This window comes from Roseateles oligotrophus, assembly GCF_014204525.1.
GTDB lineage: Bacteria > Pseudomonadota > Gammaproteobacteria > Burkholderiales > Burkholderiaceae_C > Paucibacter_A > Paucibacter_A oligotrophus_A.
In genome coordinates, this window is sequence record NZ_JACHLP010000007.1 from 89,358 (window position 1) to 106,260 (window position 16,903).

General features: G+C 66.3%; 14 protein-coding genes. 10 read left to right on the forward strand and 4 right to left on the reverse strand.

The window, feature by feature from the left end; genetic code table 11:
- Nucleotides 1-3 precede the first annotated feature (3 nt).
- The 8 genes from nuoL (at nucleotide 4) to HNP55_RS17340 (ending at nucleotide 11,117) form a co-directional block, all read left to right on the forward strand.
- Nucleotides 4-2,061, forward strand: a complete 2,058-nt coding sequence (nuoL, locus tag HNP55_RS17305; protein WP_184302146.1) for an NADH-quinone oxidoreductase subunit L — start codon at nucleotides 4-6, stop codon at nucleotides 2,059-2,061.
- A gap of 21 nt (nucleotides 2,062-2,082) precedes the next feature.
- Complete coding sequence (locus HNP55_RS17310; RefSeq protein ID WP_184302149.1) at nucleotides 2,083-3,615, forward strand: NADH-quinone oxidoreductase subunit M; 1,533 nt, start codon at nucleotides 2,083-2,085, stop codon at nucleotides 3,613-3,615.
- Nucleotides 3,616-3,631: 16 nt separating this feature from the next.
- Entirely contained in the window at nucleotides 3,632-5,113 is a 1,482-nt protein-coding gene (gene nuoN / locus HNP55_RS17315) for an NADH-quinone oxidoreductase subunit NuoN (RefSeq protein ID WP_184302152.1), read from the forward strand.
- A gap of 9 nt (nucleotides 5,114-5,122) precedes the next feature.
- Nucleotides 5,123-5,431 carry a DUF2818 family protein gene (locus tag HNP55_RS17320; protein ID WP_184302155.1) on the forward strand — a complete coding sequence of 103 codons (309 nt, stop codon included), beginning with the start codon at nucleotides 5,123-5,125 and terminating at the stop codon, nucleotides 5,429-5,431.
- A complete protein-coding gene (locus tag HNP55_RS17325; protein WP_184302158.1) occupies nucleotides 5,421-6,020 on the forward strand; it encodes an NUDIX domain-containing protein in 600 nt (199 codons plus the stop codon). The genes HNP55_RS17320 and HNP55_RS17325 overlap by 11 nt, the downstream gene beginning before the upstream one ends.
- Nucleotides 6,021-6,038: 18 nt before the next feature.
- Nucleotides 6,039-6,599 carry a DUF1178 family protein gene (locus HNP55_RS17330; RefSeq protein WP_184302161.1) on the forward strand — a complete coding sequence of 187 codons (561 nt, stop codon included), beginning with the start codon at nucleotides 6,039-6,041 and terminating at the stop codon, nucleotides 6,597-6,599.
- Nucleotides 6,600-6,779: 180 nt separating this feature from the next.
- Entirely contained in the window at nucleotides 6,780-7,916 is a 1,137-nt protein-coding gene (locus tag HNP55_RS17335; RefSeq protein ID WP_246448491.1) for an efflux RND transporter periplasmic adaptor subunit, read from the forward strand.
- Between the two features lie 3 nt (nucleotides 7,917-7,919).
- Nucleotides 7,920-11,117, forward strand: coding sequence for an efflux RND transporter permease subunit (locus tag HNP55_RS17340; RefSeq protein WP_184302167.1), 3,198 nt, complete (start codon nucleotides 7,920-7,922; stop codon nucleotides 11,115-11,117).
- Here the strand turns inward: HNP55_RS17340 and HNP55_RS17345 are convergent.
- Nucleotides 11,093-12,397 carry a sensor histidine kinase gene (locus HNP55_RS17345; RefSeq protein ID WP_184302170.1) on the reverse strand — a complete coding sequence of 435 codons (1,305 nt, stop codon included), beginning with the start codon at nucleotides 12,395-12,397 and terminating at the stop codon, nucleotides 11,093-11,095. The genes HNP55_RS17340 and HNP55_RS17345 overlap by 25 nt on opposite strands.
- Entirely contained in the window at nucleotides 12,394-13,143 is a 750-nt protein-coding gene (locus HNP55_RS17350; protein WP_184302173.1) for a response regulator, read from the reverse strand. The genes HNP55_RS17345 and HNP55_RS17350 overlap by 4 nt, the downstream gene beginning before the upstream one ends.
- Before the next feature lie 165 nt (nucleotides 13,144-13,308).
- On the opposite strand from HNP55_RS17350, the gene HNP55_RS17355 reads away from it, so the two are divergent.
- Nucleotides 13,309-13,845, forward strand: coding sequence for a DUF2147 domain-containing protein (locus tag HNP55_RS17355; RefSeq protein WP_184302176.1), 537 nt, complete (start codon nucleotides 13,309-13,311; stop codon nucleotides 13,843-13,845).
- 10 nt (nucleotides 13,846-13,855) lie between these two features.
- Nucleotides 13,856-15,043, forward strand: coding sequence for a cytochrome c biogenesis protein/redoxin (locus HNP55_RS17360; RefSeq protein ID WP_184302179.1), 1,188 nt, complete (start codon nucleotides 13,856-13,858; stop codon nucleotides 15,041-15,043).
- 5 nt (nucleotides 15,044-15,048) lie between these two features.
- On the opposite strand, the gene HNP55_RS17365 is transcribed toward HNP55_RS17360, so the two are convergent.
- Nucleotides 15,049-16,455 (reverse strand): FAD-binding oxidoreductase, encoded by a 1,407-nt coding sequence (locus HNP55_RS17365; RefSeq protein WP_184302703.1) that lies wholly within the window; start codon nucleotides 16,453-16,455, stop codon nucleotides 15,049-15,051.
- Entirely contained in the window at nucleotides 16,455-16,892 is a 438-nt protein-coding gene (locus tag HNP55_RS17370; RefSeq protein WP_246448492.1) for a DUF2069 domain-containing protein, read from the reverse strand. The genes HNP55_RS17365 and HNP55_RS17370 overlap by 1 nt, the downstream gene beginning before the upstream one ends.
- Nucleotides 16,893-16,903 lie beyond the last annotated feature (11 nt).

A 16,903-nucleotide genomic window follows, 5' to 3' on the forward strand; every position in this document is an offset into this window, starting at 1 on the left:
CATATGTCTGCACAACTCTCTCAAAACATGCTGCTGGCGGTGCCCATGGCGCCGCTGGTCGGCGCGGTGGTGGCCGGCTTCTTCGGCAAGCAAGTGGGCCGCCGTGGCGCCCACAGCGTGACCATTCTCGGCGTGCTGATCTCCTTCATCCTCTCGGTGATGACGCTCAAGGCCGTCATCAACGACGGTGCCCACTTCAACCAGACCATTTATGAGTGGATGGTGGTGGGTGGCCTGAAGATGGAAGTCGGCTTCCTGGTCGATGGCCTGACGGCCATGATGATGTGCGTGGTGACCTTTGTGTCCCTGATGGTGCACATCTACACCATCGGCTATATGGAGGAAGATCCGGGCTACCAGCGCTTCTTCAGCTATATCTCGCTGTTCACCTTCTCCATGTTGATGCTCGTCATGAGCAACAATATGCTGCAGCTTTTCTTCGGCTGGGAGGCCGTGGGCTTGGTCAGTTATCTGCTGATCGGCTTCTGGTATACCAAGCCGACCGCCATCTTCGCCAATATGAAGGCCTTTCTGGTCAACCGTGTGGGTGACTTCGGCTTCATCCTGGGCATCGGCCTGCTGGTCGCGTACAGCGGCTCGCTGAACTACGGCGAGGTGTTCGCCAAGAAGGACGAGCTGGCCCAGGTCGCCTTCACCGCTCCGCTATGGGGTGGTGACTGGATGATGTTGACGGTGGCCTGCATCTGCTTGTTCATCGGCGCCATGGGCAAGAGCGCGCAGTTCCCCCTGCACGTCTGGCTGCCCGACTCGATGGAAGGCCCGACCCCCATCTCCGCGCTGATCCACGCCGCCACCATGGTGACGGCCGGCATCTTCATGGTCTCGCGCATGAGCCCCTTGTTCGAGCTCTCGGACACGGCGCTGAACTTCGTGCTGGTCATCGGTGCCATCACCGCGCTGTTCATGGGTTTCATGGGCATCATCCAGAACGACATCAAGCGCGTCGTGGCCTACTCGACGCTGTCGCAGCTGGGCTATATGACGGTGGCCCTGGGTGTGTCGGCCTATTCGGTCGCCGTCTTCCACCTGATGACGCACGCCTTCTTCAAGGCCTTGCTCTTCCTCGGTGCGGGCTCGGTCATCATCGGCATGCACCATGACCAGGACATCCGCAATATGGGCGGCCTGCGCAAGTACATGCCCATCACCTGGATCACCTCGCTGCTGGGTTCGCTGGCCTTGATCGGCACGCCCCTGTTCTCGGGTTTCTACTCCAAGGACAGCATCATTCTGTCGGTCCATGCCAGCAATCTGCCGGCCGCGGGCTTTGCCTACTTTGCCGTGGTGGCGGGCGTGTTCGTCACGGCCTTCTACAGCTTCCGCATGTATTTCCTGGTCTTCCATGGCAAGGAGAACTTCCGTCACAAGCCCTTCCCGGGCGAGCATGACCATCACGATGACCACGGCCACCATGAGCCCCATGTGCCGCATGAGTCGCCCTGGGTGGTGACGGCGCCCCTGGTGTTGCTGGCGATTCCTTCGGTGGCCATCGGTTATCTGACGATAGACGGGATGCTGTTCGGCGACTTCTTCAAGTCTTCGATCTTCGTCAACGAGACCCTGCACCCCGCGATGCATGAGCTGGAGCATCACTTCCACGGTGCCTGGGCGATGGCCTTGCACGGCTTGCAGACCCTGCCTTTCTGGCTGGCTGTGGGCGGTGTGGCGACGGCCTATATCTTCTATATGGTCGCTCCCGCCATCCCCGCGACCCTGGGCCGCGTGCTGCGTCCCCTGGCCGTGGTGCTGGAGAACAAGTACTACATGGACTGGTTCAACGAGAACGTGTTGGCCCGCCTGGCCCGCGGCCTGGGCCTGGCCTTCTGGAAGGGCGGCGACGTCGCCCTGATCGACGGCGTGTTGGTGAACGGTTCGGCCCGCACCGTGGGTGGTATCGCCAGCCTGGTCCGGCTGGTGCAGACCGGCCATCTCTACTGGTATGCCCTGGTGATGATGCTGGGTGTGATTGGCTTGATGACTTGGCAGTTGTGGCCCTTCATCGGCCCCCAACTCAAGGCCTTGTTTGGCCTGGGCCTGTGACACGCGGCGGAGAAAAGAAATATGTTGCTTAGTCTTTCGATTTTTCTGCCCATCGTTTGCGGACTGGTGCTGCTGGCACTGGGCCGTGACGATCAGGCCCGCGCCGTGCGCTGGCTGGCTCTGCTGGCCGCGCTGGCCAGCTTTGCCGTCACGCTGCCCCTGATCTGCGGTTTTGACACCTCCAGCGCTGCCATGCAGTTCGTCGAGAACCAGCCCTGGATCGAGCGCTTCAATGTGCGCTACCACCTGGGCGTAGACGGCATCTCGATGTGGTTCGTGCCGCTGACGGCCTTCATCACCGTGATCGTGGTGATCGCCGCCTGGGAGGTCATCGAGAAGCGCGTCAACCAGTACATGGGCGCCTTCCTGGTGCTGTCGGGCCTGATGATCGGCGTGTTCTCGGCCCTGGACGGCCTGCTGTTCTACGTCTTCTTCGAAGCGACCCTGATCCCGATGTACATCATCATCGGCGTCTGGGGTGGCCCGCGCCGGGTCTACGCCGCCTTCAAGTTCTTCCTCTACACCCTGGCCGGCTCGCTCCTGATGCTGATCGCCTTGCTCTACCTGTACTTCAGTTCAGGTGGCAGCTTCGACATCCAGACCTGGCACAAGCTGCCCTTGCCGCTGAACACCCAGACCCTGCTGTTCTTCGCCTTCCTGGCCGCCTTCTCGGTCAAGGTGCCGATGTGGCCGGTGCACACCTGGCTGCCGGATGCCCACGTGGAAGCGCCCACCGGCGGCTCCGTCGTGCTGGCCGCCATCATGCTGAAGCTGGGTGCCTATGGCTTCCTGCGTTTCTCCCTGCCCATCGCTCCCGATGCCGCGCATCACTGGTCCTGGCTGATCATCGCCATGTCCTTGATCGGCGTGGTCTATATCGGCCTGGTGGCCCTGGTGCAGCAGGACATGAAGAAGCTGGTGGCTTATTCCTCCATCGCCCATATGGGTTTTGTGACCCTGGGCTTCTTCATCTTCAACGAGCTGGGCGTGTCCGGCGGCCTGGTGCAGATGATCTCGCACGGCTTTGTCTCGGGCGCCATGTTCCTGTCCATCGGCGTGCTCTACGACCGCGTTCACTCGCGTGAGATCGCGGCCTATGGCGGCGTCGTCAACACCATGCCCAAGTTCGCGGCCTTCGCGCTCTTCTTCACCATGGCCAATTGCGGCCTGCCCGCCACCGCCGGTTTCGTCGGTGAGTGGATGGTGATCCTGGGCACGGTCAAGTACAGCTTCTGGCTGGGCGCCATCGCGGCCACGGCCCTGATCTTCGGCGCTGCCTACTCGCTGTGGATGTACAAGCGCGTCTACTTCGGCCCGGTGACGAATGAGAACGTCAAGTCCCTGACCGACCTCAATGCACGCGAGTTCCTGATGATGGCGGTGCTGGCGATCGCCGTGCTGTGGATGGGCGTCTACCCCAAGCCCTTCACCGATGTGATGGATAAATCGGTCAGCCATCTGCTCCAGCATGTGGGCAGCTCCAAGCTGCCGCTGCCTGTCCAAGCTACGGCCCCCGCCGTGTCTGAAATGCCGGCCCAGCCGGCTGCCAACTGAGAGGGGCCAGGAACAAATGAATACTATGAATTGGCTCGCGGTCTATCCCGAAATCATTCTTCTGGCCATGACCTGCGTGGTGGCCATGGTGGATCTGTGGGTCACCGACCCGCAGCGCCGCCCGACTTACTGGCTGACTCAGCTGACCCTGGCCGTGGTGGGCGCCATCCACCTGAGCTATTTCCATGACGGCCTGACCGTCTACGCCATGCAAGGCATGGTGGTGGCCGACCCCATGGGTCATCTGCTGGCCTTCTTCGCCTGCGTCGCCACCATCGTGACCCTGGTCTATGCACGCCCCTACGCCGCCTCGCGTGAGATGCTCAAGGGCGAGTTGTTCACCTTGACGCTGTTCTCCATGCTGGGCGTCAGCGTGATGGTCTCGGCCAATAACTTCCTGGTGGTGTATCTGGGTCTGGAGCTGATGAGCTTGTCGCTCTATGCCCTGGTGGCTCTGCGCCGCGACAACGCCAACGCGACCGAAGCGGCGATGAAGTATTTTGTGCTGGGTGCCCTGGCCAGCGGCTTCCTGCTCTACGGCCTGTCCATGATGTATGGGGCCACCGGTTCGCTGTCGATTCCGCGTGTGTTCGAGGTCATCAGCCTGGGTGAGGCCAACAAGTCCGTGCTGGTGTTTGGCGTGGTCTTTGTGGTGGCCGGCCTGGCCTTCAAGCTGGGTGCCGCTCCCTTCCATATGTGGGTGCCCGACGTCTACCACGGCGCGCCCACGGCCACGACTCTGCTGATCGGCGCTGCGCCCAAGCTGGCCGCTTTTGCCATCACCGTGCGCCTGCTGGTGGAGGGCATGATTGGCCTGGCCGTGGACTGGCAGCAGATGCTGATCGTGCTGTCCATCGCCTCGCTGCTGGTCGGCAATCTGGCCGCCATCGCCCAGAGCAATCTGAAGCGCATGCTGGCCTACTCGACCATCGCGCAGATGGGCTTTATGCTGCTGGGCCTGGCCTCGGGCGTGGTCAATGACAACACCTTGTCGGCCGCCAATGCCTATAGCTCGGCAATGTTCTATGCCGTCACCTATGTGATGACGACGCTGGGCAGCTTCGGCATGATTCTGCTGCTCTCGCGCCAGGGTCACGAAGCCGAAGAGATCAAGGACATGGCCGGCCTGGCCAAGCGCAGCCCCTGGTATGCGGCGGTCATGACCATCTTCATGCTGTCCCTGGCCGGTATTCCTCCCACGGCGGGCTTCTACGCCAAGCTGTCGGTGCTGCAGGCCATGATCTCGACCAATAACCCGCTCTATCTGGGCCTGGCCATCGCGGCCGTGGTGGTTTCCCTGATCGGTGCCTACTACTATCTGCGCGTCATCAAGGTCATGTTCTTTGACGAGCCCACCGACCACACGCCCCTGGGCGCGCCCACCGATGTGCGCGTGGTGATGAGCTTGAACGGCGTGGCCGTGCTGGCCTTCGGCCTGCTGCCTGGCGGCCTGATGGCCTGGTGCGCGCAAGCCATCGTCAAGACCCTGGCGACCTGAAGACCGACGATGGATCAGAGCGCAGCCGTTTGGCTGGTCTTGTTGGCTGCCGTGGCGGCGGCCAATCTGCCTTATTTCAGCGAGCGGGTGCTGTTCTTCGGCCCCTTGCAAAAGCCCAAATCGGTGGCTTGGCGCCTGCTTGAGCTTGTGCTGCTGGCCCTGGCTTGCCTGGGCCTGGGTTTTGCGCTGGAGGCCCGCATCGGCCAACGCCAGCCCCAGGGCTGGGAGTTTTACGCCGCGGCCGCCTGCCTCTTCGTCACCCTGGGCTTCCCCGGTTTTGTGTGGCGCTATCTGCGCCGAGGCCGGCATGCCGATTGAGCCAGTGGCCGGTTGCGCCGACCTGCATCTGCGTGAGCAGGGCTTGCAGCAAGAGACCGTGTTCAGCGGCAACTTTCTGAAGGTGCAGCGCGACACGGTCCGCCTGCCCGACGGCAAGACGGCGACGCGCGAGTTCATCCGCCATCCCGGCGCGGTGATGATCGTGCCCTTGCTGGACGACGGTCGCCTGTTGCTGGAGCGCCAGTTCCGCTATCCCATGGGTCGGGTGATGCTGGAGTTCCCCGCCGGCAAGCTGGACGCCGGCGAGGCTGCCCTGCATTGCGCCCAGCGCGAGTTGCTGGAGGAAACCGGCTATCAGGCCCGCGAATGGGCCCATGCCGGCGTCTTGCACAATGCCATCGCCTATTCGGACGAAGGCATAGAGATCTTCTTCGCCCGCGGCCTCAAGCCCGGCCAGCAGGCGCTGGACGAGGGCGAGTTCCTGGATCTGGTGACGCATAGCGTCGGGGAGCTGGACCAGCTCGCGGCCCAGGGCCAGCTGACCGATGCCAAGACCCTGATCGGCCTGCTGTGGCTGAGCCGCTGGCAAGGCGGTGCCTGGGCGCTGGACTGGCAAGCGGCCGCTTGAAGCCGCGCCGCAACCATCATGCTGGTTCTCAATCTGGCTTGCAGCTCCGACCATCGCTTTGAGGGCTGGTTTGGCTCCAACGCCGATTTCCAATCCCAGACCGAGCGCGGCCTGCTGAGCTGCCCGGTGTGTGCTGACGCCAAGGTCAAGCGCATGCCCAGCGCGCCCCATCTGAATGTCTCGCATCTGCGCCAGCAGACGCCGCCGCCGGCCCGCCCCGATGCCGGGCAGGCCCGGCAGGCAGGGCAGGGCGCGGCAGCGGCCGTCCAGCCCGCCTTATCCAAGCCCGCGCCGCCGGCCGCATCGCAGCCCATCGCCGCCGGGCCGGACCCGCGTGAGTCCATGCAGGTCTTGCAGGCCAAGCTGATGCAGGCGCTGCAGCAGGTGGTGCAGCAAGTGGAGGCCCATACCGAGGACGTGGGCACGCAGTTCGCGGAAGAAGCCCGCCGCATCCACTACGGCGAGTCGCCCGAGCGCGGCATCCGTGGCCAGGCCACGAGGGATGAGGCCGCTGCGCTGGAGGACGAAGGCATCTCCATCCTCGCCTTGCCCCTGCCCGTGGGGCGCCGCTTGCAATAAGTGGCCCATTTGCTCCCGCAGCAGTCTCGGCGGCAGAGCGTGAACATGACCAACGGCAGGGGTGTTGTTTCAGGATAAGCTGGCGCGCTTCCCAAAAGACCGTCCAGTTCCGGAGTTCCTTCGATGTCGCGTGCCTCTTCGCCGTCTGCCCCCTCTCGATTTCCGCAAGGCCCGCTGCGCTTGGCCCTCGCAACAGCCATAGTCTGTGCGCTTGCCCTGAGTCTGACGGCCTGTAGCAAGGACAAGGCCAAGACCGAGGCCGCCGTCGCCAGCGAGCCGCTGCAGATCGCGCCCGAAGACTTGCGCAGCATGAGCGTCGGCGCCTATGCCGTGGGCCCGGTGATCACCGGCTCCATCCAGCCCGAGCGGCGGGCCGATCTGCGCGCCGAGGTCTCGGCCGTGGTGCAGCAGGTGCTGAAGGAAAACGGGCAACTGGTCAAAAAGGGCGAGCTGCTGGTGCGCCTGGACGACACGGCCATCCGCGACGGCCTGGCTTCGGCCGATGAGGCCGCCCGCGCCTCGGCCCAGACCTTCGAGCAGGCGGAGCGCCAGGTCCAACGCCTCAAGACCTTGCAGGCTCAGGGCATGAGCTCGCTGCAGGCGCTGGAAGATGCCGAGCTGCGCCGCAACGGCGCGCAAAGCGATCTGGTGGCGGCCAAGGCCCGCGTGGTCAGCGCGCGCCAGCTGCTGCAACGCACCGAGGTGCGTGCGCCTTTTGACGGCGTGCTCAGCGAGCGCAAGGTCTCCATCGGCGACACGGCCCAGGTCGGCAAGGAGTTGCTCAAGGTGATAGACCCGCGCAGCATGCGTTTCGAGGGCCTGGTCTCGGCCGACCGCCGGCACGAGTTGCAGCTGGGCCAGCAGGTCATGTTCCGCGTCAACGGCTATTCGCAAAGCGATTTCGTCGGCAAGATCCGCCGCATCGACGTGGCGGCCAATGCCACTACCCGCCAGGTCGAGGTGCTGGTGGACTTTGCCGATGGCAAGAGCCCCGATGTGGCCGGGCTGTACGCCGAGGGGCGGGTCGAATCGGGCGCGGTGCGCAGCCTGATGCTGGCCGAGGGCTCGCTGCTGCGTGCGGGCGATGAGGCCTATGCCTGGCGGGTCAAGGACGGCAAGCTGGCCAAGGTCAGGCTGGAGCTGGGCGAGCGCGATGCCCGCCGCGGCGAGTACGCGGTGCGCAAGGGCTTGAACGAGGGCGACCAGGTGCTGCGCAGCCCCGGCTCCAATCTCAAGGACGGCCAGGCGGTCAAGCTGGTGGCCACGCCGCCGCTGAACGCATCGGCGGCCAAGCCGGCGGCCTCGGCAGGGAAGTAAGCCATGTTCCTGTCCGACTTCGCCATCAAAAAGCCTATCGCGGCCATCGTCATCATCATCTCGCTGATGTGCTTGGGCCTGTTGGCGCTCAAGAAGCTGCGCGTCAACCAGATTCCCGATGTGCAGGAACCCTTGCTGGTCGTCAGCATCAACTACCCCGGCGCCTCGCCCGAGACGGTGGAGCGCGAAGTTGTCAACCGGGTCGAGAAGTCCTTGCAAAGCATCTCGGGCATTGACCGGGTGCGCGCCACGGCCGCCGAGGGCCATGCCAGCATCCTGCTGATCTTCAACTTCAACAAGAACATGATCGAGGCCTCGGAAGAGGTGCGTAACGCCATCTCCACCGTGCGCTACAAGCTGCCGACCGAGATCCGCGAGCCGGTGATCGAACGCGTGGACCCCAGCGCCGAGCCCATCATGCAACTGGCCCTGTCCAGCACCTCGCTGAGCCATGCCGAGATCTCGCGCCTGGCCGAGGACAAGCTGGCCGACAAATTCCGCGGCATCCCCGGGGTCTCGGTCGTCAATGTCAACGGTGCGCTCAAGCGCGAGCTGAGCGTGCTGTTGCGGGCCGAGAAGCTGCGCGAGTACAAGGTCTCGGTGACCGAGGTGGTGGCGGCCCTGCGCAGCCAGAACGTGACGGCGCCGGTGGGCAAGGTGCGCGGCGGCCTGGAGGATCAAAGCATCCGCCTGCTGGGCCGCATCGAGAACCCTTCCGAGTTCCAGCAAATCGTCATCAAGCGCAGCGGCAGCGAGCTGGTCCGGCTCGGCCAGGTCGCGACCATCGCCGACGGCTTTGCCGAGGTGACGGGCTTCAGCGTGCGCAACGGCCACCCGAATGTGGGCCTGTCCATCAACCGCGCGCGCGATGCCTCCACCGTCACGGTGGCCAATAAGGTGCGCAAGCTCAGGGAGGAAATCAGCGCCGAACTGCCGCCCGGCACCTCGCTGGAGGTGACCCGCGACGGCGGCAAGGAGGCCGAGGACAACCTCAACAACGTCATCCACGCCCTGGTCTTCGGGGCGGGCCTGACGATTTTCGTGGTCTATGTCTTCCTCAACTCCTGGCGCTCGACCCTGATCACCGCGCTCAGCCTGCCGACCTCGGTGATCGCCGCCTTCATCGCCGTCTGGCTGTGCGGCTTCACGCTCAATTTCATGAGCTTGCTGGGCTTGTCGCTGGCCATCGGTGTGCTGATCGACGATGCCATCGTGGTGCGCGAGAACATCGTGCGCCATATGGAGCGCGGCTCGGACCGCCGTACCGCCGCGCTGGAGGGCACGGCCGAGATCGGCCTGGCCGTCGCGGCCACCACCTTCTCCATCGTCGCGGTGTTCGTGCCCGTGGCCTTTATGCCCGGCGTCTCGGGCGAGTGGTTCCGGCCCTTTGCCCTGACCGTGGTGGCCTCGGTGTTGGTCAGCTTATTCATCTCCTTCACCCTGGACCCCATGCTCTCGGCTTATTGGGGCGACCCACCGGGCCATCACGAAGCGCCCAAGACCGGCATCAGCAAACAGCTGGCCCGCTTCAACAGCTGGTTTGACCACCAGAGCGACCGCTACGGCCATGTGATCGCCTGGGCCTTGCACCACCGCCGCTGGATGGCGCTGTTCGCGGTGGCCAGCCTGGTGGCGGCGATTGCCTTGCAGGCCAAGCTGGGCGGCTCCAGCTTCCTGCCTTCATCGGACAACGGCATGCTGGCCATCGATGTGCGCACGCCCGCCAGCAGCAATCTGGAGTATTCACGCCGCAAGCTGGAGGCCGCCGCCCTGCTGGCGCGCAGCATTCCCGAAACCGAGGCGACCAATAGTTATGTGAACCCGGGCGGCGGCCGCATCTATGTGGACATCGGCAAGAGCAGCAAGCGCCAGCGTTCGGCCATCGAGATCGGGGTCGAGCTGCGCAAAAAGGTCGCCACCCTGGTGGGCGCCGAGTACACGGTGCTGGACGACTTCAATAACGGCGCGCAAAAGCCGGTGCAGATCCGCTTCTCCGGCCCCGATTCGCGCAAGCTGCTGGCCATCACCAACGACTTCATGGTCAAGCTGCGCAATGTGCCGGGTGCGGTGGATGTGGGCCTGTCCGAGCAAGACCCGCAGAACGAGTTGCAGATCGAGCTGAACCGCGGCCTAGCCAATTCCATGGGGCTTTCGGTCGGCGACGCCGCCAATTCCCTGCGCGTGGCCTTTGCCGGCGTGGAGGTGGGCGATTGGGTGGACCCCACCGGCGAGGCCCGCGATGTGGCCGTGCGCCTGCATCCCGACGACCGGGTGGACCTCGGCAATATCGAGCGCCTGCCCATCGCCATCAACGGCGCCAACCAGATGGTGCCGCTGGAGCAGATCGCCACCATTCGCATGGGCCGCGGCCCCTCCAAGATCCAGCATGCCGATGGCAAGCGCACCATCACCGTGGCCGCCAACGCCCAGGGTCGCTCCGACGGCGAGGTGACGGCCGATGCGATGAAAATCGCCAAGGCCATGAACTTCCCGCCCGGCTATGGCATCGACCTGGAGGGCGCCTCGCGCGACCAGCAAGAGGTGTTTGGCGAGATGGGGCTGGCCCTGGTCAGCGGCATCGGCCTGATGTATCTGATCCTGGTGATGCAGTTCGGCTCCTTCACCGCGCCGCTGGCGGTCATGCTGTCGCTGCCGCTGTCCCTGATCGGCGTGGTGCTGGCCTTGCTGATGACCAAGGGCACGCTGAACCTGATGAGCTTTATCGGCGTCATCATGCTGATGGGCCTGGTGGCCAAGAACGCCATTCTTTTGCTGGACGCCGCCCGCCAACTGGAAAAGGAAGGCGTGGATCGCGAAGAGGCCTTGATGCAGGCCGGCCGCAAGCGCCTGCGCCCCATCTTGATGACCACCTTCGCCCTGATCGCCGGCATGTTGCCGGTGGCCATAGGCGTGGGTGAGGGCGGCGAGTTCTACCGCCCCATGGCCGTGGCCATCATCGGCGGCACCATCACCTCGACCCTGCTGACCCTGCTGGTTGTGCCCAGCTTTTACGACAGCATCGAGCAGGCCCGCGACCGCGCCATCGCCAAATTCCACCGGCGTGAAACGCGCTGGGGTGGTTTCCTGGCCTTTGTGCTGACCTTGGGCGAAGCCGTCCTGGCCTTGTTGATGCTGCGTTTGGTGTGGCGTTTGCTGGCCCGCTTGCTGCCCCGCTCTCAGGTTTCGGCAAAGCAGGCCTGAGGCGGGCGCAGCGGCAGGCTGAGCCCGACCTCCAGCCCGCCCCCGGCCAGATTGTGCAGGCTGAGCTGGCCGCCCAGGGCCTCGTCCACCAAGGCCTTGGCGATGGCCAGGCCCAGGCCGCTGCCGCCGCTCTCAAGATTGCGTGAACCCTCGACGCGGTAGAAGGCCTGCATGACCTTGGCCAGCTCCTGCTCGGGGATGCCCGGCCCGCCGTCGCGCAGGCGGATCAGCACCTGGCCCGCTGTTTGCTCCAGCTCAAGCTCGGCCCGCCCGCCGAACTTCAGCGCGTTGTCGATCAGATTGCCCAGCACGCGGCGCAGGGCTTGGGGCCGGGTCAGCAGGGGCGCGGGGCAGGCCCCCGTCCAACTGGCTGCCTGGCCGGCATCGACGGCGTCGCAAACCATGCCGTCCAGCAAGGCCTCCAGGTCCACCGGCCGGGGTGTTTCCAGCTGGGCCTGGCGGGTGCGGGCATAGGCCAGCCCCTGTTCCACCAGGGCTTGCATGCCGTCCAGATCGGCCAGCAGGCGCTCGCGCTGGGCGGGTTCCAGATCCGTGGCTTCCAGGCGCAGCTTGAGGCGGGTGATGGGGGTTTGCAAATCGTGCGAGATGGAGGCCAGCAGATGCAGGCGCTCCGTCACATGGGCGGCGATGCGGGTCTGCAAGGTGTTGAAGGCGCGGGCGGCCTGGGCCACCTCCAGCGGGCCGCTCTCCGTCAAAGGCTTGACGGGCTGGCGGCGACCCATGCCGTCCACGGCCTCGGCCAGTTCACGCAAGGGTCGCACGGCCAGGCTGACGCCCCACCAGGTGGCCAGGGCCAGCAGGCCCAGCTGCAGGGCCAGCAGGCGCTTGGCGCTGTCTGACACGGCCAGCGGCGGCAAGGCCAGTTGCAGGCTGAGCCATTGGCCGTCCTGCAGGCGCAGGGCGAAGCTGGACGGCCGATCCGCCGCTCGGAGTTGCTCGCTCAAGCCCGCGGCCAAGGCCTGCTCCCGGCCTTCGAGTCGGTAGGCCTGGGCGGGCGGGCCGTCCAGCAGCGCATAGCGGTAATTGGGCCGCTCCAGCAGGGCCAGCCAGGGCGGCCGCTCCGCCGCGGGCAGGCGCTCCAGCATGGCCACGGCCGAGGCCACATCGCGGCCCAGATAGGCCAGCATCATGGTTTGCGAGAGCTGGCTGCGCTCCCGCAGCAGGGCCAGAAAGGTCAGGCCATGGGCCAGCACCAGGGCCGAGAACACCAGCAGGGCGACCCGGCCGTACAGGCTGGCGGGCCACAGTCGCAGCCTCATCGCGGTGCCGGCGCGGCCAGGCTGCGCACTTCCATGCAGAACACATAACCCTCGGAGCGGACGGTCTTGATATAGCGCGGCTCGCGCGAGTCCTCGCGCAGGCGGCGGCGCAGGCGGCTGATCAAGAGGTCGATGGAGCGGTCAAAGGGATCGGCGTCGCGGCCCTGGGTCAGGCTCAGCAGCTGGTCGCGGTTCAGCACGCATTGCGGCCGCTCCAGCAAGACCTGCAGCAGCCGGTATTCGGCGCCGGTCAGTGGCACCAGCGTGCCCTGGCCGTCCAGCAGCTGGCGGCCCACGGTGTCCAGGCGCCAGTCGCCAAAGCACAGCTCGCGCGCCGGCCGCTGGGGCCGCAGATTGGGCGGCAGCATCTGGCTGCGGCGCAGCACGGCGCGCACGCGGGCCAACAGCTCGCGCGGCGCAAACGGCTTGCTGAGGTAGTCGTCGGCCCCCATCTCCAGGCCCAGGATGCGGTCCGCCTCCTCGCCGCGGGCGCTGAGCATCAGCACCGGCAGCGGCGCCGCGCCGGAGGCCCGCAGATCGCGGCAGAGCGACAGCCCGTCCTCGCCCGGCAGCATCAGGTCGAGGATGAGCAGGTCCACATCGCCCTGGCGCAGCAGCTCGCGCGCCTGCGCCGCATGGCTGGCCGTGCTGATGCGGTAGCCGGCCTGGCTCAGGTAGTCGCGCAGCAGGGCCAGGATGTGGCGCTCGTCATCGACCAGCAGCAGATGTTCGACACGTGGGTTCATATGGCAACGATAGCCGCAAACCGGGCCGGGGATTTGTATCGGAGTTTGTCTGCCGGCGCCGCCGACACAGGCGGCGACAAATACGGCGGCCTTCGCAAACACGGGCAGGGCCGGGCGGGTTTGCAATCAAGCCTCGGTCTTCAAACCCTGTTCAGGAGCTGCACGATGCTACTTACTCATCTGAAATTCCGCCGGCCGGCCTTGCTGGCCCTGCTGCTCTCGCCCCTGCTGGCTGCGGCGGCTGGCGACACGCCGGCCGATGATCCACGCGGCCGCTGGGTCACGGCCAACGGCAATCTGGAGGTGGAAATCAGCGCCTGCGGCAAGGCCTTGTGTGGCAAGGCGGTGAAGCTGCTGGGCAATCGCTCGATGACGCCGGGCGGCGGCGAGATGAAACCCGTGGATGGCCGCCCGGTGCTGGGGATGCAGATCCTCAGCGACTTCCTGCCCCTGCATGAGCCGGCGACCGACGCAGCGGCGCCGGCCGAGCGCGAGTGGCGAGGCCAGATCTACAACCGCGAAAACGGCAAGAGCTATGCCTGCCAGATGCGCGTCAGCACCGAGAACCAGGCCCGCGGCGAACTGGTTCTGCACGCCTATGTGGGCCTGCCCCTGTTCGGCAAGACGCAGCGCTGGCAGCGTGCGCTGGAGGCGGATGTGGTCAGCCCGGCCTCCGGACCCTTGTCCGGTCAGCCGAAGTAAGAGGTTTGACATGCTGCAAGCCATGCTGACTTTTGGCGCAGGGGTGGCGACCGTGGCCAGCCCCTGCATCCTGCCCATGCTGCCCCTGATCCTGGGGGCATCGCTCACGCCGGCGCGCCAGCAGGGTCGTGCCGGGGCCCAGTTGCGCCCGCTGTTCATCGTGCTGGGCTTTGTGCTGGCCTTTGCGGCGGCCGCGGTTTTGTTGGGCGCGGCGACGCGGGTGCTGGGCTTGTCGCCGCAGAGCTTGCGCCTTGTCAGCGTGCTGGTGCTGGGGGGCTTTGGCCTGATGCTGGCCTGGCCGGCGCTGGATCGCCTGCTCGGCCGCCTGCTGCAAACTCCCAGTGCCGGCCTGGCCGGCTGGGGCCAGCGCCTGGGTGAGCGCGCCACCGCCCGCCAGGGCGGGGCGCTGCTGCTGGGCGCCAGCCTGGGCCTGGTCTGGACGCCTTGCGCCGGGCCGGTGCTGGCCTCCGTGCTGGCCCTGGTGGCCAGCGAGGCGCAGCCGGCCAAGGCCGCTGCCTTGCTGCTGCTCTACGCCCTGGGGGCCGGTCTGCCCATGTTGTTGATCGCCTACGGCGGCCAGTTCTTCATGCACCGGCTGGCGGCCCTGAAGCGCCGTGCCGAGGCCTTGCGGCGCCTGTTCGGCCTGTTGATGCTGCTGACGGCCGCCGCCATTCACTGGCAACTGGACACGCAGATCTCGGCCTGGCTGGCCGAGCGCCTGAGCTGGCAACAAGCCGCCCGCAGCGAGGCCTTGCAGCCCGCCGCAGCGCCCGAGTTGCAGGAGCTAACGCGTTGGTTCAACAGCCCGCCGCTGAGCCTGGCCCAGCTGCGCGGCCAGGTCGTGCTGCTGGACTTCTGGACCTTTGCCTGCGTCAACTGCGTGCGCAGCGTGCCGCATTTACAGGCCTGGCATCGGCGCTATGCGGCCCAGGGCCTGGTGGTGATAGGCCTGCACACGCCCGAACTCGGCTTCGAGAAAGACCCGGCCCAGCTGCAGGCCGCCATCCAGCGCCTGGGCCTCGGCTACCCCGTGGCCCAGGACAACCAATACCGCAACTGGCGCAACTGGCAGGTGCAGGCCTGGCCCACGCTTTTTCTGCTGGACCGCCAGGGCCGCGTGCGCTTGCGCCATGTGGGGGAGGGCGATGAGGCGCTGATCGAGGCGGAGATACAGAAGCTGCTGGCGCAAGCGCCTTGAGCGAGCTACAGCAGCCGCCCCGGATTGAGCAAGCCCTGCGGATCCAGCGCCGCCTTGATGGCCCGCATCAGGTTGAGGGCCACCGGGCTTTTGCGGGCGGCCAAGTCCTCGCGCTTCAGCTGGCCTATGCCATGCTCGGCCGAGATCGAGCCCTCATAACGCTGCACCGCGTCGTACACGAGCCGGTTGATGGCGGCCTCGTGCTGGGTCAGGAACTCCTGCGGTGGTACGCCCTCGGCTGCCTGCACGTTGTAGTGCAGATTGCCGTCGCCCAGATGGCCGAAGCAGACCATGCGCACACCCGGGAAGGCCTGGGCCAGGGCGGCATCGGTCTCCAGCACAAAGGCGGGGATGCGGGACAGGGGCAGGGCGATATCGTGCTTGATATTGAGCCCCTCCTTGCTCTGCGCCAGCGGGATGGATTCGCGCAGCTGCCACATGGCTTGCGACTGCGCCAGGCTTTGCGCCACGGCCGCATCGCTGACAAGGCCCTGGCTCAGGGCCTCGCTCAGAATGGCCTCGAACTGGCTTTGCGCGTGGGCTTCGCTTTCGCTGTCCGACAGCTCGAGCAGCACCGTCCAGGCACAGGGGGCGAGGGGTTGGTGCAACGGCGGGAAGTGGCGGCCCAGCAGGGCCAGCGAGAAGGCATTCATCAGCTCAAAGCCGGTCAGCGCCGCCGCGGCCTGGTGGCGCGCCAGGCTCAGCAGGCCCAGGGCCGAATCCAGGTCCGGGCAGGCGGCCAGGGCCGTCATCTGGGCGCGCGGCCGGGCAAACAGCTTGAGGGTGGCGGCGGTGATCACGCCCAGCGTGCCTTCGCTGCCGATGAAGAGATCGCGCAGGTCGTAGCCGGTGTTGTCCTTGCGCAGGCCGCTCAGGCCCTGCCAGATCTCGCCCTGGGCAGTCACCACCTCCAGGCCCAGGCAAAGCTCGCGGGCATTGCCATAACGCAGTACCTGCGTGCCGCCGGCATTGCTGGCCAGATTGCCGCCTAGGGTGCACGAGCCCTGCGAGGCCAGGCTGAGGGGGAAGAGCAGACCTTGGGCCGCGGCCGCGTCCTGCACGGCTTGCAGCGTGCAGCCGGCTTCCACCGTCAGCGTGAGGTTGTGGGCATCGAGGGCGCGCACGGCCTGCATGCGCTGCAGGCTCAGCAGGATTTGCCGGCCGCTGCCATCGGGCACACCGCCGCCGACCAGGCCGGTATTGCCGCCCTGCGGCACGACTGCGATGCCGTGGCGGGCGCAGCAGCGCAGCACTTGCGCCACCTGCTCGGTGCTGGCCGGCCGGGCCACGGCCAGGGCGCGGCCCCGGTAACGGCCGCGCCAGTCCTTTTCATAGGCCGCCAGATCGTGGGTGGGGGCTTGCAGCAGGCCGCCCTCGCCGAGCAGGGCTTGCAGCTCGCTCAGGGCTGTCATCATGCCTGGGTGTGGGCCTTGGCGGCGGCCAGGCGCTGGCGCACATGCAGGGCGCAGGCCGTGAAGATGAGGATGCTCAGCAAGACCTCCAAACTCGCCAGCCAGACGGACAGGCCTTGCTCGCTGGTGGCGCGCACGGCGCCTTCGGCGAAATAGAGCCAGATCATCAGGCTCAACCAGCGGAAGGTGTAGAGCCGGTAGCGCCACAGGCCGGCCATGGGGATCAGCAGGGGCAAGGCCTTGATGGCCAGGGTGCCGCGGCCGGTGGGGGCCAGCCACAGCTCCCAGGCCAGGCAGAGCACAAAGAGGGCGATCAGTCCGCCCAGGGCCAGCCAGCGGCTGAGGGCCTCGCGGGCATCGGCCTGCGTTCTTTGGGCCGGGGCGGCGGGCGAGGTGAGGGGGCTTGTGGGGGCGTTCATGGGGGAGGGTGCGGACATGCTGGCATCAT